General features: G+C 69.6%; 29 protein-coding genes. 24 read left to right on the forward strand and 5 right to left on the reverse strand.

Annotated features, from left to right (window positions below; genetic code table 11):
- Nucleotides 1–9 precede the first annotated feature (9 nt).
- Both EEB19_RS20710 and EEB19_RS20715 read right to left on the reverse strand, forming a co-directional pair.
- Nucleotides 10–2,205: an acyltransferase family protein gene (locus tag EEB19_RS20710; RefSeq protein WP_187589247.1), complete on the reverse strand. Its 2,196-nt coding sequence runs from the start codon at nucleotides 2,203–2,205 to the stop codon at nucleotides 10–12.
- 173 nt (nucleotides 2,206–2,378) lie between these two features.
- Nucleotides 2,379–2,975 (reverse strand): TetR/AcrR family transcriptional regulator, encoded by a 597-nt coding sequence (locus EEB19_RS20715; protein WP_187589248.1) that lies wholly within the window; start codon nucleotides 2,973–2,975, stop codon nucleotides 2,379–2,381.
- A gap of 130 nt (nucleotides 2,976–3,105) precedes the next feature.
- Between EEB19_RS20715 and EEB19_RS20720 the strand changes: the two genes are divergently transcribed.
- Genes EEB19_RS20720 through EEB19_RS20745 form a run of 6 tightly spaced genes read left to right on the forward strand, consistent with a single transcriptional unit; the run spans nucleotide 3,106 to nucleotide 8,442 of the window.
- Nucleotides 3,106–4,434, forward strand: a complete 1,329-nt coding sequence (locus tag EEB19_RS20720) for an adenosylmethionine--8-amino-7-oxononanoate transaminase (RefSeq protein ID WP_187589249.1) — start codon at nucleotides 3,106–3,108, stop codon at nucleotides 4,432–4,434.
- Entirely contained in the window at nucleotides 4,431–5,627 is a 1,197-nt protein-coding gene (locus EEB19_RS20725) for an 8-amino-7-oxononanoate synthase (RefSeq protein WP_187589250.1), read from the forward strand. Before EEB19_RS20720 ends, EEB19_RS20725 begins: the two co-directional genes overlap by 4 nt.
- Complete coding sequence (bioD, locus tag EEB19_RS20730) at nucleotides 5,624–6,424, forward strand: dethiobiotin synthase (RefSeq protein ID WP_187589251.1); 801 nt, start codon at nucleotides 5,624–5,626, stop codon at nucleotides 6,422–6,424. The genes EEB19_RS20725 and bioD overlap by 4 nt, the downstream gene beginning before the upstream one ends.
- A complete protein-coding gene (gene bioB, locus EEB19_RS20735; RefSeq protein ID WP_187589252.1) occupies nucleotides 6,421–7,464 on the forward strand; it encodes a biotin synthase BioB in 1,044 nt (347 codons plus the stop codon). The genes bioD and bioB overlap by 4 nt, the downstream gene beginning before the upstream one ends.
- A 16-nt stretch (nucleotides 7,465–7,480) precedes the next feature.
- The gene (locus tag EEB19_RS20740; protein WP_262365827.1) at nucleotides 7,481–7,768 is read left to right on the forward strand and encodes a hypothetical protein; all 288 of its coding nucleotides are present in this window, start codon (nucleotides 7,481–7,483) and stop codon (nucleotides 7,766–7,768) included.
- Nucleotides 7,765–8,442, forward strand: a complete 678-nt coding sequence (locus EEB19_RS20745) for a DUF2567 domain-containing protein (protein WP_262365821.1) — start codon at nucleotides 7,765–7,767, stop codon at nucleotides 8,440–8,442. The genes EEB19_RS20740 and EEB19_RS20745 overlap by 4 nt, the downstream gene beginning before the upstream one ends.
- On the opposite strand, the gene EEB19_RS20750 is transcribed toward EEB19_RS20745, so the two are convergent.
- On the reverse strand, nucleotides 8,430–8,693 hold the full coding sequence (locus tag EEB19_RS20750) for a helix-turn-helix domain-containing protein (RefSeq protein WP_187589253.1): 264 nt from the start codon (nucleotides 8,691–8,693) through the stop codon (nucleotides 8,430–8,432). The two genes, EEB19_RS20745 and EEB19_RS20750, sit on opposite strands and share 13 nt — an antisense overlap.
- Before the next feature lie 77 nt (nucleotides 8,694–8,770).
- On the opposite strand from EEB19_RS20750, the gene map reads away from it, so the two are divergent.
- Nucleotides 8,771–9,535 (forward strand): type I methionyl aminopeptidase, encoded by a 765-nt coding sequence (gene map, locus EEB19_RS20755; protein WP_187589254.1) that lies wholly within the window; start codon nucleotides 8,771–8,773, stop codon nucleotides 9,533–9,535.
- A gap of 12 nt (nucleotides 9,536–9,547) precedes the next feature.
- Here the strand turns inward: map and EEB19_RS20760 are convergent, their stop codons facing one another.
- Complete coding sequence (locus EEB19_RS20760) at nucleotides 9,548–10,270, reverse strand: NUDIX domain-containing protein (protein ID WP_222929964.1); 723 nt, start codon at nucleotides 10,268–10,270, stop codon at nucleotides 9,548–9,550.
- 105 nt (nucleotides 10,271–10,375) lie between these two features.
- Entirely contained in the window at nucleotides 10,376–10,963 is a 588-nt protein-coding gene (locus tag EEB19_RS20765; protein WP_187589291.1) for a LuxR C-terminal-related transcriptional regulator, read from the reverse strand.
- A 340-nt stretch (nucleotides 10,964–11,303) separates the two neighbouring features.
- On the opposite strand from EEB19_RS20765, the gene nadA reads away from it, so the two are divergent.
- The 17 genes from nadA (at nucleotide 11,304) to trpA (ending at nucleotide 26,041) form a co-directional block, all read left to right on the forward strand.
- Nucleotides 11,304–12,371, forward strand: coding sequence for a quinolinate synthase NadA (gene nadA / locus EEB19_RS20770; protein WP_187589255.1), 1,068 nt, complete (start codon nucleotides 11,304–11,306; stop codon nucleotides 12,369–12,371).
- Nucleotides 12,364–13,278, forward strand: a complete 915-nt coding sequence (nadC, locus tag EEB19_RS20775) for a carboxylating nicotinate-nucleotide diphosphorylase (protein WP_187589256.1) — start codon at nucleotides 12,364–12,366, stop codon at nucleotides 13,276–13,278. Before nadA ends, nadC begins: the two co-directional genes overlap by 8 nt.
- 124 nt (nucleotides 13,279–13,402) lie before the next feature.
- Nucleotides 13,403–14,749: a histidinol dehydrogenase gene (gene hisD / locus EEB19_RS20780; RefSeq protein WP_187589257.1), complete on the forward strand. Its 1,347-nt coding sequence runs from the start codon at nucleotides 13,403–13,405 to the stop codon at nucleotides 14,747–14,749.
- Nucleotides 14,746–15,903, forward strand: a complete 1,158-nt coding sequence (locus EEB19_RS20785) for a histidinol-phosphate transaminase (protein ID WP_187589258.1) — start codon at nucleotides 14,746–14,748, stop codon at nucleotides 15,901–15,903. Before hisD ends, EEB19_RS20785 begins: the two co-directional genes overlap by 4 nt.
- Nucleotides 15,900–16,526 (forward strand): imidazoleglycerol-phosphate dehydratase HisB, encoded by a 627-nt coding sequence (hisB, locus tag EEB19_RS20790; RefSeq protein WP_187589259.1) that lies wholly within the window; start codon nucleotides 15,900–15,902, stop codon nucleotides 16,524–16,526. Before EEB19_RS20785 ends, hisB begins: the two co-directional genes overlap by 4 nt.
- Nucleotides 16,527–16,566: 40 nt before the next feature.
- On the forward strand, nucleotides 16,567–17,211 hold the full coding sequence (gene hisH, locus EEB19_RS20795) for an imidazole glycerol phosphate synthase subunit HisH (protein WP_187589260.1): 645 nt from the start codon (nucleotides 16,567–16,569) through the stop codon (nucleotides 17,209–17,211).
- The gene (locus tag EEB19_RS27055; protein ID WP_262365822.1) at nucleotides 17,208–17,564 is read left to right on the forward strand and encodes a hypothetical protein; all 357 of its coding nucleotides are present in this window, start codon (nucleotides 17,208–17,210) and stop codon (nucleotides 17,562–17,564) included. Before hisH ends, EEB19_RS27055 begins: the two co-directional genes overlap by 4 nt.
- Nucleotides 17,557–18,300, forward strand: coding sequence for a bifunctional 1-(5-phosphoribosyl)-5-((5-phosphoribosylamino)methylideneamino)imidazole-4-carboxamide isomerase/phosphoribosylanthranilate isomerase PriA (gene priA, locus EEB19_RS20805; protein WP_187589261.1), 744 nt, complete (start codon nucleotides 17,557–17,559; stop codon nucleotides 18,298–18,300). Before EEB19_RS27055 ends, priA begins: the two co-directional genes overlap by 8 nt.
- A complete protein-coding gene (locus tag EEB19_RS20810; RefSeq protein ID WP_187589262.1) occupies nucleotides 18,300–19,151 on the forward strand; it encodes an inositol monophosphatase in 852 nt (283 codons plus the stop codon). Before priA ends, EEB19_RS20810 begins: the two co-directional genes overlap by 1 nt.
- Nucleotides 19,148–19,921 (forward strand): imidazole glycerol phosphate synthase subunit HisF, encoded by a 774-nt coding sequence (gene hisF, locus EEB19_RS20815; RefSeq protein ID WP_187589263.1) that lies wholly within the window; start codon nucleotides 19,148–19,150, stop codon nucleotides 19,919–19,921. Before EEB19_RS20810 ends, hisF begins: the two co-directional genes overlap by 4 nt.
- A gap of 67 nt (nucleotides 19,922–19,988) precedes the next feature.
- The gene (gene hisI / locus EEB19_RS20820) at nucleotides 19,989–20,348 is read left to right on the forward strand and encodes a phosphoribosyl-AMP cyclohydrolase (protein WP_187589264.1); all 360 of its coding nucleotides are present in this window, start codon (nucleotides 19,989–19,991) and stop codon (nucleotides 20,346–20,348) included.
- 37 nt (nucleotides 20,349–20,385) lie between these two features.
- Nucleotides 20,386–20,565, forward strand: coding sequence for a 4-oxalocrotonate tautomerase family protein (locus EEB19_RS20825; RefSeq protein ID WP_006895384.1), 180 nt, complete (start codon nucleotides 20,386–20,388; stop codon nucleotides 20,563–20,565).
- On the forward strand, nucleotides 20,562–22,106 hold the full coding sequence (locus tag EEB19_RS20830) for an anthranilate synthase component I (RefSeq protein ID WP_187589265.1): 1,545 nt from the start codon (nucleotides 20,562–20,564) through the stop codon (nucleotides 22,104–22,106). Before EEB19_RS20825 ends, EEB19_RS20830 begins: the two co-directional genes overlap by 4 nt.
- Nucleotides 22,103–22,954: a TIGR02234 family membrane protein gene (locus EEB19_RS20835; protein ID WP_187589266.1), complete on the forward strand. Its 852-nt coding sequence runs from the start codon at nucleotides 22,103–22,105 to the stop codon at nucleotides 22,952–22,954. Before EEB19_RS20830 ends, EEB19_RS20835 begins: the two co-directional genes overlap by 4 nt.
- 79 nt (nucleotides 22,955–23,033) lie before the next feature.
- On the forward strand, nucleotides 23,034–23,852 hold the full coding sequence (gene trpC / locus EEB19_RS20840; protein ID WP_187589267.1) for an indole-3-glycerol phosphate synthase TrpC: 819 nt from the start codon (nucleotides 23,034–23,036) through the stop codon (nucleotides 23,850–23,852).
- Nucleotides 23,853–23,894: 42 nt separating this feature from the next.
- On the forward strand, nucleotides 23,895–25,211 hold the full coding sequence (gene trpB / locus EEB19_RS20845; RefSeq protein WP_187589268.1) for a tryptophan synthase subunit beta: 1,317 nt from the start codon (nucleotides 23,895–23,897) through the stop codon (nucleotides 25,209–25,211).
- Complete coding sequence (gene trpA / locus EEB19_RS20850) at nucleotides 25,208–26,041, forward strand: tryptophan synthase subunit alpha (protein WP_187589269.1); 834 nt, start codon at nucleotides 25,208–25,210, stop codon at nucleotides 26,039–26,041. Before trpB ends, trpA begins: the two co-directional genes overlap by 4 nt.
- Nucleotides 26,042–26,069: the final 28 nt, after the last annotated feature.

Here is a 26,069-nt window from a genome sequence, read left to right on the forward strand (position 1 = left end):
CGAGACCGGTCAGGGGGCGGGTGGTCCGGTCCATGGCAACGCCAGTGCCATCTGCCGACCCAACTCGTCGGTCAGGCTGCGGACATAGGTGGCGCTGAGGTGATGCCAGTCCTTGTAGACCACGATGTTGCCCACGATCGCCGGACAGAGGTCCACGTCACATACGCCGTCCGACATGTCGAGCGCGTGGAACATCGGCCGCGTCGCCTCCAGGGCGAGTGCCGGATCCTCGGGCGCCAGCGCCGCGGCCCGTGACGTCGCACATTCGGTGGCGGAACCGCCGTCGGCCAGGCAGGTCGGCGTGTCGATCAGGCCCTTGGCGTTGTGTGGCCAGGGTGTGTCGCGGATACCCAGCACGGCGATGTCGTTGGCGAGGAACTCGTCGAAGATCGGTGGGTAGGTCGGCGGTACCCAATCCCCGGGCTGGTAGTCGCGCGGGCGCGTCGAGTTGGTGAAGACGGCATCGGGTTTGTCCTCGATGACCTTCTTCTTCACGCGCATGACCCAGTCGTGGCACTGCGGATAGGGCACCCCGTTCTGCTTGGGCACCAGTTCGGTGGACATCGGACACCCCATCTTGAGGTAGGTCGTCACCTTGAAGTGGTTGCGCTGCCCCAGGAGATTCAGTGCCGAGATCCACATCTCGGCGTGCGAGCCGCCGATCAGGGCGACCGTCTTGGTCGCCGTCGGGTCGCCGTAGACGCCGACGTGGATGTCGGGGTCCTCGAAGTTGCTCATGTAGCCGTCGGTGGAGGTCTCCGGGAAGTCCTGGGTCACCATCAACGGGGACGGCTGAGGATCGATCGCCGGTACCGGGGCGCCGTTGAGCAGCGCCCGGGCGCCCGGGTACAGCCGTGGATCGAGGTTCTTGGTGTCGACGACCATCGTCGAGACATGGCGGTCCCAGAGGACGATACCGGTGCCGGTCACCAGGGTGCCGACGACCAGGATGCTGGTCACGACGGAGGTGTAGCCCATCAGACGGGCGCGGCCGTCACGGCGCGCGTGCGCGGGTTCGCCACGACCGCCACGGCGCAGCGGATCCTCGATGTAGCGCTTGGTCAGCCAGGCCAGGCCGATGGAGACCGCGAGCAGGCCGACGCCCTCGAGAACCGAGGCGTGGTCCTTCTCCCGCCAGGTCAGATAGAAGATCAGGAGCGGCCAGTGCCAGAGGTACAGCGAGTACGCGATCGTCCCCAGCCACACCGGCCACCGACTCGCGAGCATCCGGTTGACGGGCGGTAAGGCCTGCGGCCCGGTCGCGCCGGCACGCGGGCGCTCCAATGCGGTCGCGCCGGCCCAGATGATCAGCAGGGTCGATCCGACCGGGACCAGGGCCCACGGACCGGGATAGGAGTCGACGCCGTCGATCCACCAGCCGCAGGTGATGATCAAGGCCAGCGCGACGACTGCGGCGACGGTTCGTATCCACCGCGGCACCCGCCAGGACGGCAGCCAGATCGCCAGCAGGCCGCCCGCCAGCGGCTCCCAGAGGCGCGACAGGGTGTCGAAATAGTTGAACTGCTGGTTGACGCCCATCCGCATGTGGGCCCAGTAGAACGAGACGGCCGCAACCGCGAAAACCGCGCCGCCGACGAGGACCTTGATGACACGCGGATCGGCCAGCGGCGCGATCAGTCGCGCGCCGAGTTTGACGAGCGCCGCGAACGCGAGGGCGACGAGCAGTGTGACGAGGAAGAACTGGCCCTGGACCGACATCGACCAGATGTGTTGCAGCGGACTGTTCGCCGAACTCGCCGCCAGATAGTCCTGGGAATTGAAGGCGAGATGCCAGTTCTGGTAGTACAGCGCGCTGGCGATGAGTTCCTTGCCGATGCTCACCCAGCGCGTCTGCGGGATGACGATGACGGTGAGCACGGCGACCGCGATCAGCACCGTGAACAATGCGGGTAGCAGGCGCCGCAGCAGGCGCTTGAGCCGCGGCCACGGATCGATCGTGTCGCGGAACGTCACGTGGGTCGCCTGGCTGTGGATCGCGTGCCGGAGAAGCGATCCGACGAAGAAGTAGCCCGAGAGGGCGAGGAAGACATCCACGCCACCGGAGACGCGACCGAACCAGATGTGGAAACAGGCGACCAGCGCGATGGCGATGCCGCGCAGACCGTCGAGGTCGGTGCGGTACGCGGGGACGTTGTCCACCGGGGCCGGCGACGCCGGGACGGTGGTGTGGGTCGGGGCTGCCACTACCTTGGGTGTGTCTTCCTGTCTCGAACGTCGTGGTTCACCGAAACGAACCCGACGGCGCGGTCGGTCATGTTCTCGGGGCTGTGTTGTCCGGGAAGCAATCTACATGGCGAAGCTGTGATATTCCGATTCGGTCCTTCGCGACACACCGGCCGTCGGACCCCCGCTGACCTTTACTTTTCTTTACTTTCGGCTGCCTCGGCGATCGGTGCCGGACCGATGGCCCGCAGTCGGGCGCCGTCGAGGATGACGCTCAGCCCGTCGCTGAACTCACCGGCGAAGTCGCGCCCGGACGGACCGGTCACCTGCAGGCGTTCCATCTGCGCGCGGGTCTGCTCCTCGATGGTCAGTCCGATGACGAGCTGACAGATCGCGGTCGCCACGGCCTGGGCATCGCGGTCGGTCAGTCCACCCCCGCGTGCCGCGGCCGCGAGTTCGTCGGCGATGGATTTCGGCGACAGCCCGCTGGCCCAGCTCGACGAGACGACCTCGGCGCTGTCGGGGACCTCGAGGAGTGCGCCGCGCATCCCGGCGGCCAGGAATGCCAGCTGTTCGTCCCAGTCGACCGTGTCCGGCGCCGTTGCGATGCCGCCGAGGATGTCGTCGGACAGGGCCGCGAGCAGGGTCTGCTTGTTGGGGAAGTGCCAGTACAGCGCGTTCGGACGGACTCCGAGGTCAGCGGCGAGGCGGCGCATCGACAGGTCCGCGAGGCTGTGGTGGGTGAGGATGTCGCGCGCCGCCCGCAGGACATCGGCTCGGGTGTTGCTCACGGACCCAGGGTAGAGGGCCCGGTGGCGCCGCCTGTACACCGTCCAGGAATCGCCTGTACAGTGTTCAGGACCGCCGACCGTGAGGGAGCCCACAGCCCGGGCCTCCTGCGACCCGAAGGACACCAGCCACGTGGACGACGCAACCATCCGCCGCATCGATGCCGAGCATGTGTGGCATCCGTACGGTGCGATGCCCGCGCCCACCGCGCCGATCGTGGTCCGCGGTGCCCACGGAGTGCAGATCGAGTTGGCCGACGGCCGGGAGGTCGTCGACGGGATGAGTTCCTGGTGGGCGGCCATTCACGGGTACCGCCATCCCGTCCTCGACGCCGCCGTCACCTGTCAGCTCGGATCGATGGCACACGTCATGTTCGGGGGCCTCACGCATGAGCCGGCCGCACGCCTCGCCGAGCTCCTGGTGACGATCACACCCGAACCGCTGCAGAAGGTCTTCTTCTGCGATTCCGGATCGGTCTCGGTCGAGGTCGCCACGAAGATGGCGCTGCAGTACTGGCGCAGTCGGGGGCGCGGTGACAAGACCCGCCTGCTGACCTGGCGCGGCGGCTACCACGGCGACACATTCGCGCCGATGAGTGTCTGCGACCCCGACGGCGGTATGCACTCGATGTGGACCGACGTCCTGACCGAGCAGATCTTCGTCCCGGCGCCGCCGTCGCTGCCCGGCCCGATCGACGCGCCCGGCGCCCTCGACGACGACTACGTGCGCACGCTCGAGTCGGCGGTGACCGCGAATGCCGATCGCCTCGCCGCGGTCATCGTCGAACCGGTCGTCCAGGGAGCCGGCGGGATGAGGTTCCACGACCCGCGCTACCTCTCCGCCCTGCGGCGGATCTGTGACCGCGCCGGCGTCTTGCTGATCTTCGACGAGATCGCCACCGGATTCGGGCGGACCGGCGAGCTCTTCGCCGCCCACCACGCCGGCGTGACGCCGGACATCATGTGCCTCGGCAAGGCCCTCACCGGTGGATACCTCACACTGGCCGCGACCTTGTGCACCGACGAGATCGCCGAGGTGATCAGCCGTGGTGAGGCCGGTGGGCTCGCCCACGGACCGACGTTCATGGCCAATCCGCTGGCCTGCGCCGTCGCCGTCGCCGCCGTCGAACTGCTCCTCGACTCGCCGTGGCGTACGCGGGTCCTCGACATCGAGTCCGGATTGCGTTCGGGACTGGCCGATCTCACGGATCGGCCGGGTGTGGTGGACGTCCGCGTGCTCGGTGCAATCGGTGTCGTCCAACTCGACCGATCCGTCGACATGGCCGCGGCCACCGAGGCCGCGATCGACTCCGGCGCGTGGCTACGCCCCTTCCGTGACCTGATCTACGTGATGCCGCCGTTCGTCTGCACCGACGACGACATCGCGACGATCGTCCGTGGTGTCCGTGCCGCGGTCGACGCCTGCCTGACCGCCGATCTCGTCGCGGGAGTGAGCCGATGACCACCACCGAACGCGCCGTACCGTCGTCGACAGCTTTCCTGCCGACGACCGACCGGCCCGTCGATGCCCTCGACTGGATCGCGGAGGAGGCCGCCCGGCTCGAGGCGGCCGGACTCCACCGCGACCCGGTTGTCCGGCAAACGGATTCGACGATGATCAATCTGGCGTCCAACGACTACCTCGGCCTGTCGCGGCATCCGAAGGTCCTCGCCGGTGCCCACGCGGCACTCGACACCTGGGGAGCCGGCTCCACGGCCTCGCGCCTCGTCGTCGGCACGACGTCGCTGCACGTCGATCTGGAGGAAGACCTCGCCGACTTCCTCGGATTCTCGGCGGCCCTGTCGTTCTCGTCCGGCTACCTCGCCAATGTCGGCGCGATCACCGCGCTCGCCGGGCGCGGAGATCTCATCGTCAGCGACACCGGTACGCACGCGTCTCTGATCGACGGCTGTCGACTGTCCCGCGCTCGCGTCGTGGTGGTCGAACGGGGCGATCACGAGGCAGTGCGAGATGCCTTGCGCGACCGGACCGAACGGCGTGCGCTGGTGGTGACCGACTCGGTGTACAGCATCGACGGCGAGCCGGCGCCGATCGCGGAACTGTACGCGGTGGCCCGCGACCACGGGGCCGCGCTGCTGGTGGACGAGGCGCATGCATTCGGGGTGCGCGGTCCCGCCGGACGCGGCTTGGTCGCCGAACTCGGGCTCTCCGGTGCGCCCGACCTGGTCGTGACCACCGTCCTGTCCAAGTCGCTGGGCGCCCAGGGGGGCGTCGTCCTGGGTTCCCGGCTGTTGCGCTCCTATCTGACCGACCGGGCCCGCACCTTCATCTTCGACACGGGTCTCAACCCGGCCGCCGCCGGTGCCGCGCAGGCGGCGCTCGAACTGTTGCGGTCCGATCCGGCGCTACCGGAGCGTCTGCGGCTCAACGCCTTACGGCTCGCGCGTGCTGTCGGGGCCGACGATCCCGCAGCCGCCGTCATCTCACTCGTCGTCGGCGAGCCGCAGCCGGCGGTCGCGGCAGCCGCCCGGTGTCGCGACCGCGGCGTGCTCGTGGGCTGCTTCCGCCCGCCGTCGGTGCCCGCGGGTACCTCGCGCCTGCGTCTCACCGCGCGTGCCGATCTCGACGCATCCGTCATCGATCACGTCGCAGGCGTCGTCGACGATGCACTCGTCGGGGTGGGGATCCGATGAGCGCGCCCGGCCGCGTCCTCGCGGTCACCGGAACCTCCACCGACGTCGGCAAGACGATCGTCACCGCCGCCCTCGTCGCCGCAGTGCACCGCGCCGGTTCGACGGTGGCCGTGTGCAAACCCGCGCAGACCGGCATGGCGGACGGCGAACCGGGTGACCTCGCCGTCGTCGAGAACCTCGCCGGTCCCGACGCGACCGCCGAATGTGCCCGCTATCCCGAACCATTGGCGCCGGAGACCGCCGCTCGCCGTGCCGGCCTCCCGGCTCTCGCGCTGTCCACGGTGACAGCAGCGGTGGCCGGCCTCTCGGCCGCGCACGACCTCACGCTCGTCGAGGGTGCCGGTGGCGTCCTCGTCCGGCTGGCATCGGAGCTCACCCTGCTCGACGTCGCGGCATGGGCCGACGCCGGCGTCGTCATCGTGGTCCCGGCCGGGCTGGGCGCCCTCAACCATGCAGACCTGACCGTCGACGCCGTGCGTGCCCGTGGCCTGCGCCCGGCCGGGCTGATCATCGGATCCTGGCCCCGGGAGCCCGATCTCGCGATGGAGTGCAACCGGACGGACCTGCCGCGTCTGACCGGTGTGCCCATCGTCGGCGTCCTCCCCGACGGTGCGGGCGCCCTCGCGCCGGCCGAGTTCCGCCGCGCGGCGCCGTCCTGGATCGACGCGGACTGGCTCACCCGCGAGACCGGCCCCTCGCCGACGGCAACCCGATCCTCGCCGACGACAACCGACATCCCGACGACGACAACCGAGATCGACGTCGAAAGACAGCCCACAGAAGGAGTTCTCCCGTGACCCAGGCACCCGTCGCACCCGACCAGCAGCGCGATCCCGCCCAGAGCGGCGACATCCTCGACATCGCCCGCGCCCAGGTCCTCGAACGTGGCGAGGGCCTCGATCAGGCGCAGGTCCTCGAGGTGCTGCAGTTGTCCGACGACCGGCTCACCGAACTCCTGCAGCTCGCCCATGATGTGCGGATGCAGTGGTGCGGTCCTGAGGTCGAGGTCGAGGGCATCATCTCGCTGAAGACCGGCGGATGCCCCGAGGACTGCCACTTCTGCTCGCAGTCCGGCCTTTTTGCATCTCCGGTCCGTAGCGCGTGGATCGACATCCCGTCACTCGTCGAGGCGGCCAAGCAGACCGCCAAGACCGGGGCCACCGAGTTCTGCATCGTCGCGGCCGTGCGCGGCCCGGACAAGCGCCTGCTCAGCCAGGTCGCCGCCGGCATCGAGGCGATCCGCAACGAGGTCGACATCCAGATCGCCTGCAGCCTCGGCATGCTCACCCAGGAGCAGGTCGATCAGCTCAAGGGCATGGGCGTGCACCGGTACAACCACAACCTCGAGACCGCCCGCAGCCACTTCCCGAACGTCGTCACCACGCACACCTGGGAAGAGCGATGGGACACGCTGCGTATGGTCCGCGATGCCGGCATGGAGGTCTGCTGCGGCGGCATCCTCGGGATGGGGGAGAGCCTGGAGCAACGAGCGGAGTTCGCCGCCGACCTCGCGTCACTGGAACCCGACGAGGTCCCGCTCAACTTCCTCAACCCGCGTCCCGGGACCCCGTTCGGAGACCTCGACGTGCTGCCGGCGTCCGAGGCGCTCAAGTCGGTGGCGGCGTTCCGCCTGGCGCTGCCGCGGACGATCCTGCGCTTCGCCGGAGGTCGGGAGATCACCCTCGGTGACCTCGGAGCCAAGCAGGGCATCCTCGGTGGCATCAACGCCGTCATCGTCGGCAACTACCTGACGACGCTGGGCCGCCCGGCCGAGGAGGACCTCGATCTGCTGACCGATCTGTCGATGCCCATCAAGGCACTCAACGACAGCATCTAGGCTCGGGAACGTGAGTGTGACCATCAAGTCGCCGTTCTCCTCGGACACGGCGCGCACGGGCGGTGCGGTGCCCGAGATCCCCGGACCGCTGGCCGAACCCTGTCGATACGGGGTCTACACCGGTATCGAACTCGAGTTGCAGGCGGCTGACGCGATCCCGGCGTCCGCGCAGTTGGGACTCGAGCCGCCACGGTTCTGCGGCCAGTGCGGGCGACGCATGGTCGTCCAGGTCCGGCCGGACGGCTGGGGTGCCCGCTGTTCCCGGCACGGGACCGTGGACTCGACGGAGTTGGGCCGACGGTGACCGAGCCGTCGATGCCGGACACCGTGGTCGGGGCGGCCGCCGCGGGCTCGCCGCAGCCCGACGTCGCTCCGGCAGCGTCCGTTCGCCGAATCGCCCGGCCGGTCGGTCCACTCGTGGCCGTACTCGCGGTGGTCGTGCTGATCGGCGCGGTCGTCGGTATGGTCTGGGCCGTCGTGACCCCGGCCATGTCGGGTCGTGTCGTCGGCGCCGACTCGGCGGTCCTCCCGGCACAGGAGTTCCCCGCGGAATTCGCCGCGGTCGGCACCTTCGCGGTGCTGCTGCTCGTCTACGGTCTGGTGTCGGTGATCGTCGCGTGGTTCACGGCGCGCTCGTGGCGCGGTCCCGCCGGATTCGGACTCCTCGCCCTCGCGACCGTGCTCGGGTCGTTCCTGGCGGCGTGGATCGGAACCCGTGTCGCCGACTGGCGCTTCGACGACCCGCGATCGGCGCCGGTGGGTTCCACGTTCGAACTCGTTCCCGACCTCTGGCTCGACGGAGCGGTCCGAGGCGGCACCGGCGGCGCATGGGTGCTGTTCCTGTGTGCACCGTTCGCCGTCGCGTTCTTCTACCTGGGTTTCGCCCTGGCATCCCGCACTGCCGATCTCGGGGTCGGCGATCTCGTCGCCGATGACCCGCGTGGCGATCCTCCCGCCCCGGCGGTTCAGCCGATCTGAGCGGGCACGCCCGCAGTCACGGCGTCGGCGAGCGTGTCGATCGGCACGTCGAGAGCGTGACTGAGCGCGACGACGGTGGCGAAGGACGGCGTCAGCAAGCGTCCGCTCTCGATCTTGCGCAGAGTCTCCGGTGAGATCCCGGCGGCCGCGGCGATGTCGACGACCGTCCGCCCGGCCCGGAGTTCACGCAAGAGTGCGCCCAGGCGCCGTCCGGCGGCGATCTGTTCGGGGGTCAGGGGAGAACGGACCATGACCACACACTACCGGCAGCGGTATGAAAATACCGGTCTCGTGTCGTAGGCTGGTATTTAAATACCAGGAGGTGTGTGTGATCGAACTGAAGTCGCCGGACGAGGTCGCCGCGATGCGGGTGACCGGCCGGTTCATCGCCGAGTTGCTCGACGACGTGTCGTCGCGGGCCGAGCCGGGCGTCAATCTGCTGGACCTCGAGCTGCGGGCGCGTGAACTGATCGAGCGGCGTGGCGCCGTCTCGTGTTACTGGGATTACGCCCCGTCGTTCGGCCGCGGACCGTTCCGCAATGTCATCTGCCTGTCCGTCAACGACGCTGTCCTGCATGGCCTTCCGCACGATCTCGTCCTCGCCGACGGCGACGTGCTCAGCATGGACATCGCCGTCGCGATCGACGGATGGGTCGCGGACTCGGCACGCACGGTCATCGTCGGCGCCGCGCGTCCGGAAGACGAGCACCTGGTGCAGACCACGGAACTGGCACTGGCCGCCGGGATCGACGCGGCGCGGTCGGGACATCGACTCGGCGACATCTCGGCTGCGATCGGCGAGGTGTGCATCTCCCGCGGCTACATGGTGAACACCGAGTTCGGTGGCCACGGGCTCGGGCGCACCATGCACGAGGACCCCCACGTGTCGAACGTGGGCCGTGCAGGCAAGGGTATGCGCTTGCGTCCCGGGTTGACCCTGGCGCTCGAACCCTGGCTGGCACGACACACGGCGCAGATCGTCTACGACCCCGACGGCTGGACGATCCGGTCCGCGGACGGCTCGCGTACGGCCCACAGTGAACACACCATCGCGATCACCGACGGCGACGCCGAGATCCTCACGCTCCGTTGACCGGGTGGCCGCTCAAAGAGGCGGGCGCAGGGTCGCGAACTCGTCGGTGACCCGCAATCGGGTGTCGGCGAACGCGTAGAGCGCCGGCGGGCGGCCGCCCGAACGTCCCGTCTTGCCGACGGTCCCAGTCGACACGACCACTGCGCGACGGCTCAGGATTCGCAGGAGGTTGGTGGTGTCCACCGGGTAACCCAGTGCCGCGCAATAGATCTCCGACAGCTGCGACATCGGGAAGCGTTCCGGGGCGAGAGCGAACGCGATGTTGGTGTAGGAGAGCTTCGCGGCCAGACGGTGGCGGGCGGCGTCGATGATCTCCGCGTGGTCGAACGCGACCTCCGGCAGGGTGTCGACCGGTTGCCAGGATGCCGACGGCGGGAGCGACGCCCTGGCGTCCGAGGGGACGAGGCCCAGGTAGGTGGAGGCGATGGTGCGCACGCCGGGCACGCGGTCCGGCGCGGAGAACACCGCGAGTTGTTCGAGATGGGCGATCTCCTCGATCTCGACGGTGTCGGCGACGAGCCGTCGCGCGGTCGCCTTGAGCGTCTCATCGGCGGCGACGTCACCGCCCGGCAGCGACCATCCGCTCTCATCCGGCATGCGGCACAAGAGGACACACAGCACGGGAGCGAGATCGGGTTCGACCTCGCGGACCTGGAACACCGCGGCCAGTACCTCGACGCGGAGTGCGGTGGCGGTCCCACCGGACGACGACGGGTTCGGCGGGGGCGCGGACATGGCGTCGATTGTATGGGCGTGACCACCGGGATCGACGCGACACGTCCGGGCCCGCGCGCCGACGCACGGATCGCCCGCGCCGATGCACCGTCCGCCCGGCGCCGGTCACAGCTCGTCGAGTGAGAGCAGCCCGTCCTGGATCGCGCGTGCCGCCAGTGCGGCCTTGGTGCGTGCGGTCCGTTCGACGGCGGTGTACTTGGCGCGGATACGGGTGAGGTGCGTGTTCACCGTGCCGATCGAGATGCACAGTTCCCGGGCGACCATGATCTTCGAGTCGGTGAGCAGCCAGGTGCGCAACACCTGGATCTCGCGGTCGGTCAGCCCGGGACGGCGCCGCTCGGGGGTCACAACCGTGTCCGCCGGGGTTGTGCGGTTCGCGGTCGGTTCTGCCGTTGTCGGCGGCCGCGGTGCGGTGCGGGTCGGGGCGGGGTGGGGACCCGACCTGCCGATCGCCTGCTCGGGGGTGTGCACCACTCGCATGTGCGGGCGATTGGCGCCTGCACGCGGGTCGGCACAGACCTGCGCGGTGTGCGGCCGTGCCGCGGCATGCGGCGGTGTAGCCGACGGCATTCCCGGCAGGGGCATCCTCCGGGCCGCCAGGCGGGCCAGCGCGGCCTCGCGCCGGGCGGCGTCGGCCGCCGAGCGTGACCCACCCGGGACGGTCGACCTGGGCGCTGCGGGTGCGGAGGGCATGACGCCGGGTGCGCCGGCGCGGGGCGTGAATCTGCCGGGCATGAGGGTGTCGGGGGTGAAGCTGTCGTGCGGGGAGATGGTCATCACGATGCTCACAATCTTTCTCGGCCGCCGTGATCGGCCCGGCCGGGTTCTCGGACGTCGGCGACGCTGTTCGGTACGTCTTCGACGCTAGGGAGACGACGGTCTGCGCAAACGCGTAGTGGACTACTCGAATCGCGGCGGGAATGCCGCAGATGTGACCGGTGTTACGATGGACAGCGTTTTCGATCATGAGTCGAAAACTCGTGTCGCCGGATACGACCCCGTGTCGGCGAGCATGACCGCAAGAGGAGTGGCGATGAGCATCACGAGTGACCGACCGGCAACGGCGACAGACACCGCACCCATGGGTCTGATCGATGCCGAATGGGTCGACGGACCCGGTGGCTACACCGGCGTCGAACCGACCCCGGAGTGGGCCGACGAGGTGCGCCGACTGGCGCGCGCCCGGAATGCGACCCTGCTGGCGCACAACTATCAGCTACCCGCGATCCAGGACGTGGCAGACCATGTCGGTGACTCCCTCGCCCTGTCCCGGATCGCCGCCGAGGTCGACGCCGACGAGATCATCTTCTGCGGCGTGCACTTCATGGCGGAGACCGCCAAGATCCTGAGCCCCGACAAGCGCGTGCTGATCCCCGACGCACGCGCGGGGTGCTCGCTCGCGGACTCCATCACCGCCGACGAACTGCGCGACTGGAAGGCCGATCACCCGGACGCGGTCGTCGTCTCGTACGTGAACACCACCGCCGAGGTGAAGGGACTCACCGACATCTGCTGCACGTCGTCGAACGCGGTCGACGTCGTGGCCTCGATCGACCCCGATCGTGAGGTCCTGTTCCTGCCGGATCAGTTCCTCGGCGCACACGTCAAGCGGGAGACCGGGCGCGACAACATCCACATCTGGGCGGGGGAGTGCCACGTCCACGCCGGCATCAACGGCGACGAGCTGGCCGACCAGGCGAGCAGCCACCCCGACGCGGACCTGTTCATCCACCCCGAATGTGGTTGCGCGACATCGGCTCTCTATCTCGCCGGCGAAGGCGCCGTCCCCGCCGACAAGGTGAAGATCCTGTCCACCGGCGGCATGCTCGACGCCGCCCGGGAGACCGGCGCCAAGCAGGTGCTGGTCGCGACCGAGATCGGCATGCTGCACCAGCTGCGCAAGGCGGCCCCGGGTGTGGACTTCCAGGCCGTCAACGACCGTGCCTCGTGCCCGTACATGAAGATGATCACCCCGGCGGCGTTGCTGCGTTCGCTGCGCGAGGGACGCGACGAGGTGCACGTCGCCCCCGATGTCGCCGAGCGCGCCCGCAAGAGCGTCGAGCGCATGATCGCGATCGGCAACCCCGGTTCCGGTGAGTGAGGGGTTCGTCGGCCAGATCGCCGCGGCCGACGACCTCGACCTGACCGTCACCGAGGAGGTCCGGTCGCTGATCCGGACGGCACTCGACGAGGACCTCCGGCACGGTCCGGACGTGACGACCCAGGCGACCGTGCCCACCGACGCGGTCACCGACGCCGCGATCGTCAGTCGCGGAGACGGCGTGATCGCGGGTGTCGCGGTGGTCCTCGCGGTCCTCGACGAGGTGATCGGGGCAGGACGGTACGACGTGACGTCGTCGGTCGCCGACGGCACCCACGTCGGGCCGGGAGACGTCGTACTGGCCGTCCACGCACCGACCGGGGCGTTGCTGACCGCCGAACGCACGGCGCTCAACCTGATCTGCCACCTGTCCGGCATCGCGACCGCGACCGCGCGGTGGGTGCAGGCCGTCGACGGCACCGACGCCAAGGTGCGTGACTCCCGCAAGACGCTGCCGGGGATGCGCTACCTGCAGAAGTACGCCGTGCGCGCCGGTGGTGGTGTGAATCATCGCCTCGGCCTCGGCGACGCCGCACTGATCAAGGACAACCATGTCGCGGCCGCCGGATCGGTCAGCGCCGCGCTGTCGGCGGTCCGTGCGGCCGCGCCGGGTCTGCCGGTCGAGGTGGAGGTCGACTCGTTGGCCCAACTCGACGAGGTCCTCGCGCTCGAACCACAACTGGTGCTGCTGGACAACTTCGCGCTGTGGGAGACGCAGATGGCCGTGCAGCGCCGCAACGCGCGCTCCCCGCAGACAAAGCTGGAGAGTTCGGGTGGGCTGTCGCTGGACATGGCCGCCGACTACGCCCGCACCGGCGTCGACTACCTCGCGGTCGGTGCGCTGACCCATTCGGTCACCGTGCTGGACCTGGGACTCGACATCCCGGCGCCGCCGACCCGTTCCTGACGCGGATCCGCCGGTGGTCGGTGGCGCCCGGCGACCGTGTGGAAAACCACTTCGCCGGACCCCATAAACTCGTGGGTGACGTGTGCGCACGACGCGCACCATTCCCGGCTCACAGGAGAACCCGATGCTCGCCCGAACCGACCTGCGCGGTGCCCGGCCCACGCTCGCAGAACTGCGACGTGCGCTGCCCCGTGGAGGCACCGACGTCAATGCCGTCCTCGACACGGTGGCGCCGTTGGTCCATGAGGTCTCCGAGCGCGGCGCCGACGCCGCACTCGAGTTCGGTGAGAAGTTCGACGGCGTGCGGCCCGACTCGGTGCGGGTGCCGCAGTCGGTCATCGCGGATGCGCTCGACCACCTCGACCCCGCGGTCGCCGACGCCCTGCGTGAATCGATCGTGCGCGCCCGCAAGGTGCACGCCGACCAGCGCCGCGCGACCACCCGGACCCAGGTCGTCGACGGCGGCGTGGTCAGCGAGAAGTGGATCCCCGTCCGGCGCGTCGGACTCTACGTGCCCGGCGGCAACGCGGTGTACCCGTCGTCGGTGATCATGAACGTGGTGCCCGCCCAGGAAGCCGGGGTGGGCTCGCTGGTGATCGCCTCGCCCCCGCAGAAGGATTTCGGTGGTCGGCCCCACCCGACCATCCTCGCCGCCTGCGCCCTCCTCGGCGTCGACGAGGTGTGGGCCGTCGGCGGTGCGCAGGGCGTGGCCCTTCTGTCCTACGGCGGCACCGATTCCGACGGTGCCGTACTCGATCCGGTCGACCTCGTGACCGGGCCCGGCAACATCTACGTCACAGCGGCGAAGCGCCTGTGCCGCAGTGTCGTCGGCATCGATTCGGAGGCCGGCCCGACCGAGATCGCCATCCTCGCCGACGACAGCGCCGATCCCGGCATCCTCGCGTCGGACCTCATCAGTCAGGCCGAGCACGACGTGCTCGCGGCCTCGGTCCTCGTCACCGACAGTGCCGACCTCGCCGACGCCGTCGACGTCGCCCTCGACGCCCAGGTCGCGACGACCAAGCATCGTGAACGGGTGATCACCGCGCTGTCGGGCAAGCAGTCGGGCATCGTGCTGGTCGACGACCTCGAGGCCGGTCTGGCCGTGGTCGACGCCTATGCCGCAGAGCATCTCGAGATCCAGACCCGCGACGCCGCCGCCGTGGCCGACCGGGTGCACAACGCGGGTGCGATCTTCGTCGGACCGTATGCGCCGGTGAGTCTCGGCGATTACTGTGCGGGCTCCAATCACGTTCTGCCGACCTCGGGTTCGGCCCGCTTCGCATCCGGCCTGTCCGTGCAGACGTTCCTCAAGGGTGTCCACGTCATCGACTACGACGAGGACGCGCTGCGCGCCGTCGCCGACAAGGTCGTCACGCTCGCCGACGCCGAAGACCTTCCGGGACATGGCGATGCGGTGAAGCAACGCTTCGTCGCCGACGCATCGACGACGAACGCGGGTGCGTCGTGAGCGCCCCGGACTCGGTGGTCCCCGACACGTCCGGTGTGCCCGGTGGGCGCATCTCCGTCGACGACCTGCCGCTGCGGGACAACCTGCGTGGCAAGAGTGCTTACGGCGCACCGCAACTCAAGGTCCCGGTGATCTTGAACACCAACGAGAACCCGCACCCGCCGTCGGCCGCGTTGATCGCCGACGTCGCGGACTCGGCCCGGGAGGCGGCGGCGGACCTGCACCGCTATCCGGATCGGGACGCGGTCGCGCTGCGCACCGACCTCGCCGAGTATCTGACGCAGGCCACCGGCACCGCACTGTCGGTGCGCAACGTGTGGGCGGCGAACGGTTCCAACGAGATCCTCCAGCAACTGCTGCAGGCCTTCGCAGGTCCCGGACGCAGCGCCCTCGGCTTCGTGCCGTCGTACTCGATGCATCCGATCATCTCCGACGGCACGGACACCACATGGCTGCACGCGGTCCGCGCCTCGGACTTCTCCCTCGACATCCCGTACGCGGTCGCCGAGGTGACCAACCGTCGGCCCGACGTGGTGTTCGTGACGTCGCCCAACAATCCGACCGGCGGTTCGATCCCGAACGACGGTCTGCGCGCGATCGTCGAGGCTGCGCCCGGGATCGTCGTCGTCGACGAGGCCTATGGCGAGTTCTCCCAGCAGCCGAGCGCGGTGGAACTCATCGAGGAGTACCCGACGAAGGTCGTGGTCAGCCGGACGATGAGCAAGGCGTTCGCGTTCGCGGGCGGGCGCCTCGGCTATCTCGCCGCCGCCCCGGCCGTCGTCGACGCGCTCCAGCTGGTGCGATTGCCGTATCACCTGTCGGTGCTCACCCAGGCTTCGGCGCGGGCGGCCCTGCGCCACCGCGACGACACCCTCGCCGGCGTGGCCGCGATCATCGACGAACGCCGGCGTGTCGTCGGCGAGCTCACCGCCGTGGGGTACGACGTGATCGACTCCGACGCGAACTTCCTGCTGTTCGGGCGTTTCCGCGACGCGCCGACGACCTGGCAGCACTACCTCGACCACGGCGTGTTGATCCGCGACGTCGGAATCGCCGGCCATCTGCGTGTCACCATCGGGTTGGTGGCCGAGAACGACGCCTTCCTCGATGTCAGCCGAACGCTTGCGCCCACAGATCTGGAGAACACCCGGTGACCACCTCGCCCGCCCCGCGTATCGCACGAGTCGAACGCACGACCAGGGAATCGTCGATCACCGTCGAGCTGAACCTCGACGGCACCGGCGTCACGTCGATCTCCACCGGTATCGCGTTCTTCGACCACATGCTCACCGCCTTCGGCCAGCACGGCAGCTTCGACCTGACCGTCGAGGCCACGGGCGACGTCGAGGTCGAGGGCCACCACACGATCGAGGACACCGCGATCGTGCTCGGGCAGGCCCTCGGGCAGGCCCTCGGCGACAAGAAGGGCATCCGCCGTTTCGCTGACTCGTGGATCCCGATGGACGAGACGCTGGCCCACGCCGTCGTCGACGTCTCCGGGCGTCCCTACTGCGTGCACACCGGTGAACCCGACCATCTCCTCACCGCGGTCATCGGCGGCTATCCGGGGGTGCCGTACTCGACGGTGATCAACCGGCACGTGTTCGAGTCGATCGCCCTGAATGCCCGTATCGCGCTGCACGTCCGGGTCCTCTACGGGCGCGATCAGCACCACATCACCGAGGCCGAGTTCAAGGCCGTCGCCCGCGCGCTGCGCGCCGCCACCGAGTACGACCCGCGCGTCACCGGCGTGCCGTCGACGAAGGGTGCGCTCTGATGGGCCCGGTGATAACAGTCGGCGCGGGGCGGTGCGGCCGATGACGAGTGCACCTGCGGTCACCATCCTCGACTACGGCTCCGGCAACCTCCGGTCCGCGCAGCGTGCGCTCGAACGTGCCGGCGCCGACGTCACCGTCACCGACGACCGCGACGCCGCGACCGAGTGCGACGGCCTGGTCGTACCCGGCGTCGGAGCATTCGCCGCCTGTATGGAGGGCCTGAAGGCCGTCAAGGGGCACCGCATCATCGATCAGCGTCTCGCCGGCGGCCGGCCCGTACTCGGCATCTGTGTCGGTATGCAGATCCTGTTCGACCGGGGCGTCGAGTTCGGCGTCGAGGCCGACGGATGCGGCGAATGGCCTGGGACCATCAGCCGACTGCCCGCACCGGTCCTGCCACACATGGGCTGGAACACCGTCGAGGCCGCCGAGGGCACGGTGCTGTTCGACGGGCTCGACGCCGACACGCGGTTCTACTTCGTGCACTCCTACGCCGCGCAGAGCTGGGAGATGGACAGCGACGGCACGCCGCTCGCCGCGCCGAAGCTGACCTGGGCGCACCACGGTGGACCGTTTCTGGCCGCGGTCGAGAACGGCGCGCTGGCCGCCACCCAGTTCCACCCGGAGAAGTCCGGCGACGCCGGCGCACACCTGCTGCGCAACTGGGTGCGGTCACTGGCATGAACGTCGACGGCACCCGCTTCTCGCTCGGCAAGATGGTGTTCTACGCACTGGGCGCCGGCGTGCTCGTGCTGGTGGTGTCGATCCCGATCATCCTGGCCATCGCACACTGGTCGCCGATCGCGGGCCTGGTCGTCGCACTGATCGCCGTCCTCGCGATGATCGCCGCGATCGGAACCGTCTCCCGGCGGATGATCGCCACCGCGGAGCGTGAGATCCTGGCTGCGCGCGCCGCCGAGCAGCTCGACCGGACCGCGCGCCCACCCGCCGCGCGACCCGACGACAGCGCTCCCGCGGGCAGCCACGATCCACGCACCATCGAACCGACAGACAGGAACTCCGCCACCGATGGGTAACACCCTTGAACTCCTCCCGGCCGTCGACGTCGCCGACGGGCAGGCGGTCCGGCTGGTGCAGGGCGCAGCCGGCACCGAGACCTCCTACGGGTCGCCTCGCGAGGCCGCCCTGGCCTGGCAGTCCGACGGCGCCGAATGGATTCACCTCGTCGACCTCGACGCCGCCTTCGGGCGCGGGAACAACCGCGAACTCCTCGCCGACGTCGTCGGTGAACTCGACGTCAAGGTCGAACTGTCCGGCGGCATCCGCGACGACGACTCGCTGGCAGCGGCCCTCGGCACCGGCTGTACCCGCGTCAATCTGGGCACCGCCGCCCTGGAGAACCCCGACTGGTGTGCCCGCGCGATCGAGCGGTACGGCGACCGGATCGCCGTCGGTCTCGACGTGATCCGTGAGGGCGAGTCCTACCGTCTGCGCGGACGTGGCTGGGTCACCGACGGTGGTGACCTGTGGGAGGTGCTGACCCGCCTCGACCGCGACGGCTGCTCGCGCTACGTGGTCACCGACGTCTCCAAGGACGGCACGCTGGGCGGCCCGAACCTCGAACTGCTCGGAGAGGTGGCCGATGCGACGTCGGCACCGATCGTCGCCTCCGGCGGGGTCTCGGCGCTCGGCGACCTCATCGCCATCGCGGGTCTCGTCGACCGGGGCGTGGAGGGTGCGATCGTCGGAAAGGCGCTCTACGCGGGCCGGTTCACGCTGCCCGAGGCCCTGTCGGCCGTCGCCGGGACGTGATGGATCACCAGCGTCTGCTCGACACCGCGAGCGCCATCCTCGACTCCGCCGTCGACGAGTTCGTCGCCGGCCTCGGCGCGCCGAGCGCTGTCGAGAAGGGCGTGACCGATTTCGCCACCCAGGTCGACCTGGACCTCGAACGCCGGCTCGCCGCCGAGCTCGCCGACCGTACACAGATCCCGGTCCACGGTGAGGAATTCGGTGGCCCGCCGGTCACCGAGGGTGCTGTTTGGGTCCTCGATCCCGTCGACGGCACCTACAACTACTCGACCGGTGTGCCGATGGCCGGCATCCTGCTCGGCCTACTCGTCGACGGTGACCCCGTGCTCGGTCTCACCTGGCTGCCCCTGCTCGGTCGGCGGTACGCCGCGCACGTCGACGGCCCGCTGCTCGTCGACGGTGAGCCTGCTCCCGCGCTCGCACCCCTGCACCTGAAGACCACGGCGATCGCCTACGGCCCGTTCAACGCCGCCGGTCAGGGGCGCTACCCGGGGGCGCGTCGCGCCGACGTCATCCGCGCTCTGAGTTCGCGGGTCGCGCGACTGCGCATGACCGGCAGCACCGGCGTCGACATGGCCTACACCGCCGCTGGGATCTTCGGTGGCGCAATCGCTTTCGGCCGCCACGCCTGGGACAACGCTGCCGGCGCGGCGTTGGTGCGGGCCGCTGGCGGCGTGGCCACCGATCTGAGTGGCGCGCCCTGGACGGTGTCGTCGCCGTCGCTGGTGTGCGCCGCGCCCGGGGTACACGAGGAACTCATGGCGGTGATCGGCGACGTCGTCGGCGACGAATGGGGCGCCGACCCCGACGTCGGGACGACACCCACCGCGAACCCAGGAGGTCGGTCATGACGGTTGCCGTACGAGTCATCCCATGTCTGGACGTCGACGACGGCCGCGTCGTCAAGGGGATCAACTTCCAGAACCTGCGCGACGCCGGCGACCCCGTCGAACTCGCCGGCCGCTACGACCAGGAGGGCGCCGACGAACTCACCTTCCTCGACGTCACCGCATCGAGTTCGGGTCGTACGACGATGATCGACGTGGTCAAGCGCACCGCCGACCAGATCTTCATCCCGCTCACCGTCGGCGGCGGCATCCGCACCGTCGAGGACGTCGACACGATGCTCCGCGCCGGCGCCGACAAGGTCAGCGTCAACACCGCCGCGATCGCACGCCCCGAGGTCCTCGCCGAGATGAGCCGGCGATTCGGTTCGCAGTGCATCGTCCTGTCGGTCGACGCCCGCACGGTGCCGGACGGAGCGGCGCCCACACCGTCGGGATGGGAGGTGACCACCCACGGCGGGCGCCGGGGGACCGGCATCGATGCCGTCGAGTGGGCGCGCCGAGGCCAGGAACTCGGCGTCGGCGAGATCCTCCTCAACTCGATGGACGCCGATGGCACGAAACGCGGATTCGATCTGCGGATGCTGGCGACGGTGCGCGCGGAGGTCGACGTACCGGTGATCGCCAGCGGCGGGGCCGGCGCGATCGGCGACTTCGCTCCCGCGGTCGAGGCCGGCGCCGACGCCGTGCTCGCCGCCTCGGTCTTCCATTTCGGTGAGCTGACGATCCCCGACGTGAAGGCGGCGATGGCCGCCGAGGGGATCATCGTGCGCTGACACGACGTCGCCCCGACCGAACACCCCGATCACCCACCAGCCCGACGAGCAGGACAGGACACCCGTGATGGCCCTCGATCCCGAGCTCTCCGCCCGGCTCAAACGCAACGACGACGGGCTCTTCGCCGCCGTCGCACAGGAGCGCGACACCGGTACCGTCCTGATGATGGCGTGGATGGACGACGTCGCGCTCGAACGAACCCTGGCCACACGGCAGGGCACCTACTACTCGCGCTCTCGACAGCAGTACTGGGTCAAGGGCGAGACCTCCGGGCACACCCAGTACGTGCACGACGTGCGTCTCGACTGCGACGGCGACACCGTGCTGCTGATCGTCGACCAGGTCGGTGCCGCCTGCCACACCGGCAACCACAGCTGTTTCGACACCCCGTCGCTGCTGCCCGCGGCCGACGGCGGGGGAGAATGAACCCGACCACTCCAGCAGAAAGGCGGTGACGGCGTCCATGCCACTGATCCAGATCTCGCAGACCCCCGGCCTGTCCGACCGGGTCAAACGCGAGACCATCGCGGCGGTCACCGAGGCGTATGCCAAGGCGACCGGGAAGAACCCCGATTCGGTCTGGGTGACCATCACCGAGGTACCGCGACAGCACTGGGGCGTGGGCGGCGAGCCGCTGGGATGAGCGCTACCACCACACTCGAGGAGTTCCTGGACCTCGCGGCCGACCACCGCGTCGTGCCGGTGACCCGCAAGGTCCTCGCCGACTCGGAGACACCGCTGTCGGCCTACCGCAAACTGGCCGGCGACCGCGAGGGCACGTTCCTGCTCGAGTCGGCGGAGAACGGCCGCTCGTGGTCGCGCTGGTCGTTCATCGGTGCGCGGTCGCCGTCGGCGCTCACCGTCGTCGACGGCGAGGCCCGGTGGTGGGGAGAGGTACCGACCGGCGCGCCCGACGGCGGCGATCCGTTGGCCGCGCTCGCCGAGTCGCTGCGCCTGCTCGCGACGGACCCCTTTCCCGGGATGCCGCCACTGACCGGCGGGTTCGTCGGCTTCTTCGCCTACGACATGGTGCGGCGGCTCGAACGGCTGCCGGGAACACCGATCGACGACCTCGGTCTGCCCGACATGATGATGCTGCTGGCGACCGATGTCGCCGCCGTCGACCACCACGAGGGCACGATCACGCTGATCGCCAACGCGGTGAACTGGGACGGGTCGGACGAACGGGTCGAGGAGGCCTACGCCGACGCCGTGTCCCGTCTGGACGCGATGACCGAGGCGCTCGCCGCACCGGCACCGTCGACGGTGTCGCACTTCGACCGCCCGACGCCGGAGTACACCGCCCAGCGCACGCTCGAGGAGTACAGCGAGATCGTCGTCGATCTCGTCGGCGAGATCGAGGCCGGCGAAGCCTTCCAGGTCGTGCCGTCGCAACGGTTCGAGATGGAGACCGACGCCGACCCCGTCGACGTCTACCGCGTGCTGCGCGCATCGAATCCCAGTCCGTACATGTACCTGCTGCGCATGCCCGGCGGAACGGGACGCGGCCCGTTCACCATCGTCGGCAGCAGCCCCGAGGCATTGGTGACCGTCCAGGACGGCGTCGCGACGACCCATCCGATCGCCGGCACCCGCTGGCGCGGTGCGACGGAGGAAGAGGATCAACTCCTCGCCAAGGGTCTCGTCGAGGACGAGAAGGAGAACGCCGAACACCTGATGCTCGTCGATCTCGGTCGCAACGATCTCGGTCGCGTCTGTCGCCCGGGCACCGTCAAGGTCAGCGACTACCGCCACGTCGAGCGCTACAGCCACGTGATGCACCTGGTGTCGACGGTCTCGGGCACGCTGCGCGAGGACAAACACGCCCTCGATGCCGTCTCGGCCTGTTTTCCGGCGGGCACCCTGACCGGCGCACCGAAGGTGCGAGCGATGGAACTCATCGACGAGCGTGAGCTGACCCGACGCGGTCTCTACGGCGGCATCGTCGGCTATCTCGACTTCGCCGGCGACGCGGACACCGCCATCGCCATCCGGACCGCGCTGATGGCCGACGGCCGCGCCTACGTCCAGGCCGGCGGTGGCGTCGTCGCCGACAGCGAGCCCGAGTACGAGTACAACGAGGCGCGTAACAAGGCGAAGGCCGTTCTCAACGCGGTGGCCGCGGCCGCGACGATGCGTCGGGTCGGCGGGACCGCCCCGGCCGCGACGAACGGGCCGACATGACCACACCGAACCCCTCGGGGGATGAGAACGCCGTCGCGGTGAAGGCCTACCTGCGTCGTCGTCAGCTGATCGCCGCGGTCCTGTTGGCGCTGGCCGCGCTGGCGTACTGGACGGCGTCGCGGCTCAACTGGTGTCGGGTGCTGGCCGCCGACGGCCTCGCGCCGCCGCGGGACTTCGATGTCAAGGGATCGGACTGGAGTCCCTGGCTGACCCCGCTCGCGCTCGTCCTGCTCGCCGCCATCCTCGCCGCGTTCTCGGTCCGCGGCTGGGGCCTGCGGATCATCGCGTTGCTGGTCGCGGCCGCCGGAGTACTCGCGGCGATCCCGGCGATCTCGCTCGTGACCGGCGGCGCCGACTCCGACTACGCCTCCGATGCCGCCGACATCCCGGGCCGCTTCCAGATCATCCTCATCACCACCAACTCGTGGGCCGCGGTCGTCGTGCTGGCCGGCACGGTGTGCGCGGTGCTGGCGGGAATCCTGCTGCTGCGCGTCGCGGGCGGGGTGTCGGGGATGTCGTCGAAGTACAAGACCCCCGGCGCCCGCCGGGAGGAACTCGAGCGTCAGATTTTCGCCGATCACGACAAGCGCAAGTCGGCGGCCGCGGAGGCGTCGACGACCGGCCCGGCGGCTGGGCGGCCGGCATCGCAGGACGCCACTCGGGCGAGCGACTGGGATCACGCCGCCGACGGCACCCCCGACACCACGACCGGCCCGAGCAGCGCGGGTAACGATGCGCCTCCCGCGAACGAACGCATGTTGTGGGACGCACTCGACACCGGGATCGATCCGACCGAGGTCCCCGACGACGACCACGGGGAAGAACGACGCCGAGGAGACCAGCGCTGAGCAGCCAACCCGGCCACAGGACGATCAGGCCCTCCGGCTACCCTGAGACCACACGAACATCGAAAGGGGGCCAACGGTCGTGACCTCGCCGACTGTCCTCGACTCCATCATCGAGGGAGTGAAAGCTGACGTCGCCGCGCGCGAAGCCGTGGTCGACTACGCGGCTGTCAAGGCGGCGTCCACGAAGGCCCCGGACCCCAAGGATGCGATGGCGGCGCTACAGCTGCCGGGCATCGGGGTCATCGCCGAGGTCAAGCGTGCCAGCCCGTCCAAGGGAGATCTCGCCACCATCGCCGACCCCGCCGAACTGGCGAGCGCCTATGAGGCAGGCGGTGCGCGGATCATCAGCGTGCTCACCGAGCAGCGCCGCTTCCGCGGCTCGCTCGACGACCTCGACAGCGTCCGTGCCGCCGTCGACATCCCGGTCCTGCGCAAGGACTTCATCGTCGGTCCGTACCAGATCCACGAGGCACGAGCCCACGGCGCCGACGTCATCCTGCTGATCGTCGCCGCACTGGAACAGAACGTGCTCGCGTCCCTGCTCGACCGCACCGAGAGCCTCGGCATGACCGCGCTCGTCGAGGTGCACACCGAGGAGGAGGCGAACCGCGCGCTGGAGGCCGGCGCATCCGTCGTCGGTGTCAACGCCCGCAACCTCAAGACCCTCGAGGTCGACCGCGATTGCTTCTCCCGCATCGCCCCCGGCCTGCCGACGAAGGTGATCCGCATCGCCGAGTCCGGCGTGCGCGGCACCGCCGATCTGCTGGCGTACGCCGGTGCCGGCGCGGACGCCGTGCTGGTCGGGGAGGGGCTCGTCACCAGTGGCGACCCCCGGGCCGCCGTCTCCGAGCTGGTCACCGCGGGTACCCACCCGTCCTGCCCGAAACCGGTTCGCTGACAGCCTTTTCCGCCTGCGGACCCCGATAGCGAACAAGAGACCGTGACCGCGCATACCGATTCCCCAGACACGTCCTATCCCGCCGCCAGCGTCGGCCTCACCACCCGCACGTCGATCGAGCCCGACGAGGGCGGCCACTTCGGTGTCTACGGCGGCAGGCACGTCCCCGAGGCGCTGATGGCGGTGATCGACGAGGTCACCACCACGTATCAGAAGCTTCGCCGTGACGACGACTACCTCGCCGAACTCGATCGTCTGCAGCGCGACTACACCGGGCGTCCATCACCGCTCTACGAGGCCAAGCGACTGAGCGAATTCGCGGGCGGCGCACGGATCTTCCTCAAGCGCGAGGACCTCAACCACACCGGTTCCCACAAGATCAACAACGTCCTGGGCCAGGCACTGCTCGCCGCGCGGATGGGCAAGTCGCGCATCATCGCCGAGACCGGGGCCGGTCAGCACGGTGTCGCCACCGCGACCGCCTGCGCCCTGCTCGGCCTCGACTGCGTCGTCTACATGGGCCGCGTCGACACCGACCGCCAGGCGCTGAACGTCGCGCGGATGCGGTTGCTCGGCGCGGAGGTCATCGCCGTCGACAACGGGTCGGCCACTCTCAAGGACGCGATCAACGAGGCGATGCGCGACTGGGTCACCAACGCGCACAACACCTATTACTGCTTCGGCACGGCCGCCGGGCCGCACCCGTTCCCCGCGATGGTGCGTGATCTCCAGCGTGTCATCGGCCTGGAGGCGCGGGCACAGATCCTCGAGCAGACGTCTCGGCTCCCCGACGCCGTCGTGGCGTGTGTCGGCGGCGGATCGAATGCGATCGGCATCTTCCATCCGTTCATCGACGACACCGACGTCCGCCTGGTCGGCTACGAGGCCGCCGGTGACGGGGTCGAGACCGGCCGCCACGCCGCCACGTTCACCGGCGGCACACCCGGCGCGTTCCAGGGGGCGTACTCCTACCTCCTGCAGGACGAGGACGGCCAGACCATCGAGTCGCACTCGATCTCGGCGGGACTGGACTATCCGGGCGTCGGTCCGGAGCACGCCTACCTCAAGGACACCGGCCGCGCCACCTACGAGCCCATCACCGACACCGAGGCGATGGACGCGCTCGCCCTGCTCAGCCGTCGCGAGGGCATCATCCCGGCGATCGAATCGGCGCACGCGGTGGCCGGCGCCCTCAAACTGGGGCAGCAACTCGGCGAGGGCGCGGTGATCGTCGTCAGCCTGTCCGGACGAGGCGACAAGGATGTCGACACCGCGGCCCGGTGGTTCGACCTGTTCGACAAGCCGCCGTCGCAGGACGAGGCGTCCGCCGGCGGCGAGCAGACAGGGGAGACCGTATGAGCACCGGCACCACCGCGACGATCACCCACACTGCTCCGTCCCGGCTCGGTCCGACATTCGCCCGGTGCCGCCAGGAGGGACGCAGCGCTCTCATCGGATACCTGCCCGTCGGCTATCCGACCGTCGAGAAGTCGGTCGAGTTCTTTCGCGCGATGGTCGAGGCGGGCTGCGACATCATCGAGGTCGGTGTCCCGTACTCGGACCCGGTGATGGACGGACCGACCATCCAGGAGGCCGCCGACACCGCACTTGCCGCGGGTGTCCGGGTGCGTGACGTGTTCACCGCCGTTCAGGCGATCTCCGACGCGGGCGGCCAGTCGGTCGTGATGAGCTACTGGAACCCGGTGCTGCAGTACGGCATCGACAGGTTCTCCCGCGACCTCGCGAGCGCGGGCGGCGCCGGACTGATCACCCCGAACCTGATCCCGGAGGAGGGCGCCGCCTGGCACACGGCCTCCGACGACCACGGACTGGACCGGATCTATCTCGTCGCGCCGTCGTCGACCAATGAGCGGCTGGCGATGACCGTGGACGCGTCGCGAGGTTTCATCTATGCCGCGTCGACGATGGGTGTCACCGGCGCCCGCGACGCCGTCTCCGACGCCGCGCCGGAACTGTGCGCGCGTGTCCGGGCCCATTCCGACATCCCTATCGGCGTTGGACTCGGCGTGCGCAACAAGGCGCAGGCCGCCGAGATCGCCGCCTATGCGGACGGCGTGATCGTCGGTTCCGCGCTGGTCAGCGCCGCGAAAGCCGGTACCCGGGATCTCTCGGCGCTCGTCGGTGAACTGGCCGACGGAGTTCGGTCGGCGTCACCCGCCACGTCGTAGCCGACGCCGTCGGCGCCCTGCCCACGCT

Source organism: Gordonia sp. OPL2, assembly GCF_003797825.1.
Lineage (GTDB): Bacteria > Actinomycetota > Actinomycetes > Mycobacteriales > Mycobacteriaceae > Gordonia.

Excerpts from the sequence above, each read along its gene's own strand:
- EEB19_RS20725 (WP_187589250.1), top strand. The coding sequence starts at position 4,431 with ATGACCACCACCGAACGCGCCGTACCGTCGTCGACAGCTTTCCTGCCG.
- bioD (WP_187589251.1), top strand. The coding sequence starts at position 5,624 with ATGAGCGCGCCCGGCCGCGTCCTCGCGGTCACCGGAACCTCCACCGAC.
- EEB19_RS20750 (WP_187589253.1), bottom strand. The coding sequence starts at position 8,693 with ATGGTCCGTTCTCCCCTGACCCCCGAACAGATCGCCGCCGGACGGCGC.
- EEB19_RS20760 (WP_222929964.1), bottom strand. The coding sequence starts at position 10,270 with ATGTCCGCGCCCCCGCCGAACCCGTCGTCGTCCGGTGGGACCGCCACC.
- EEB19_RS20765 (WP_187589291.1), bottom strand. The coding sequence starts at position 10,963 with ATGCCCTCCGCACCCGCAGCGCCCAGGTCGACCGTCCCGGGTGGGTCA.
- nadA (WP_187589255.1), top strand. The coding sequence starts at position 11,304 with ATGAGCATCACGAGTGACCGACCGGCAACGGCGACAGACACCGCACCC.
- hisD (WP_187589257.1), top strand. The coding sequence starts at position 13,403 with ATGCTCGCCCGAACCGACCTGCGCGGTGCCCGGCCCACGCTCGCAGAA.
- hisH (WP_187589260.1), top strand. The coding sequence starts at position 16,567 with ATGACGAGTGCACCTGCGGTCACCATCCTCGACTACGGCTCCGGCAAC.
- EEB19_RS27055 (WP_262365822.1), top strand. The coding sequence starts at position 17,208 with ATGAACGTCGACGGCACCCGCTTCTCGCTCGGCAAGATGGTGTTCTAC.
- priA (WP_187589261.1), top strand. The coding sequence starts at position 17,557 with ATGGGTAACACCCTTGAACTCCTCCCGGCCGTCGACGTCGCCGACGGG.
- EEB19_RS20810 (WP_187589262.1), top strand. The coding sequence starts at position 18,300 with ATGGATCACCAGCGTCTGCTCGACACCGCGAGCGCCATCCTCGACTCC.
- hisF (WP_187589263.1), top strand. The coding sequence starts at position 19,148 with ATGACGGTTGCCGTACGAGTCATCCCATGTCTGGACGTCGACGACGGC.
- hisI (WP_187589264.1), top strand. The coding sequence starts at position 19,989 with ATGGCCCTCGATCCCGAGCTCTCCGCCCGGCTCAAACGCAACGACGAC.
- EEB19_RS20825 (WP_006895384.1), top strand. The coding sequence starts at position 20,386 with ATGCCACTGATCCAGATCTCGCAGACCCCCGGCCTGTCCGACCGGGTC.
- EEB19_RS20830 (WP_187589265.1), top strand. The coding sequence starts at position 20,562 with ATGAGCGCTACCACCACACTCGAGGAGTTCCTGGACCTCGCGGCCGAC.
- EEB19_RS20835 (WP_187589266.1), top strand. The coding sequence starts at position 22,103 with ATGACCACACCGAACCCCTCGGGGGATGAGAACGCCGTCGCGGTGAAG.
- trpA (WP_187589269.1), top strand. The coding sequence starts at position 25,208 with ATGAGCACCGGCACCACCGCGACGATCACCCACACTGCTCCGTCCCGG.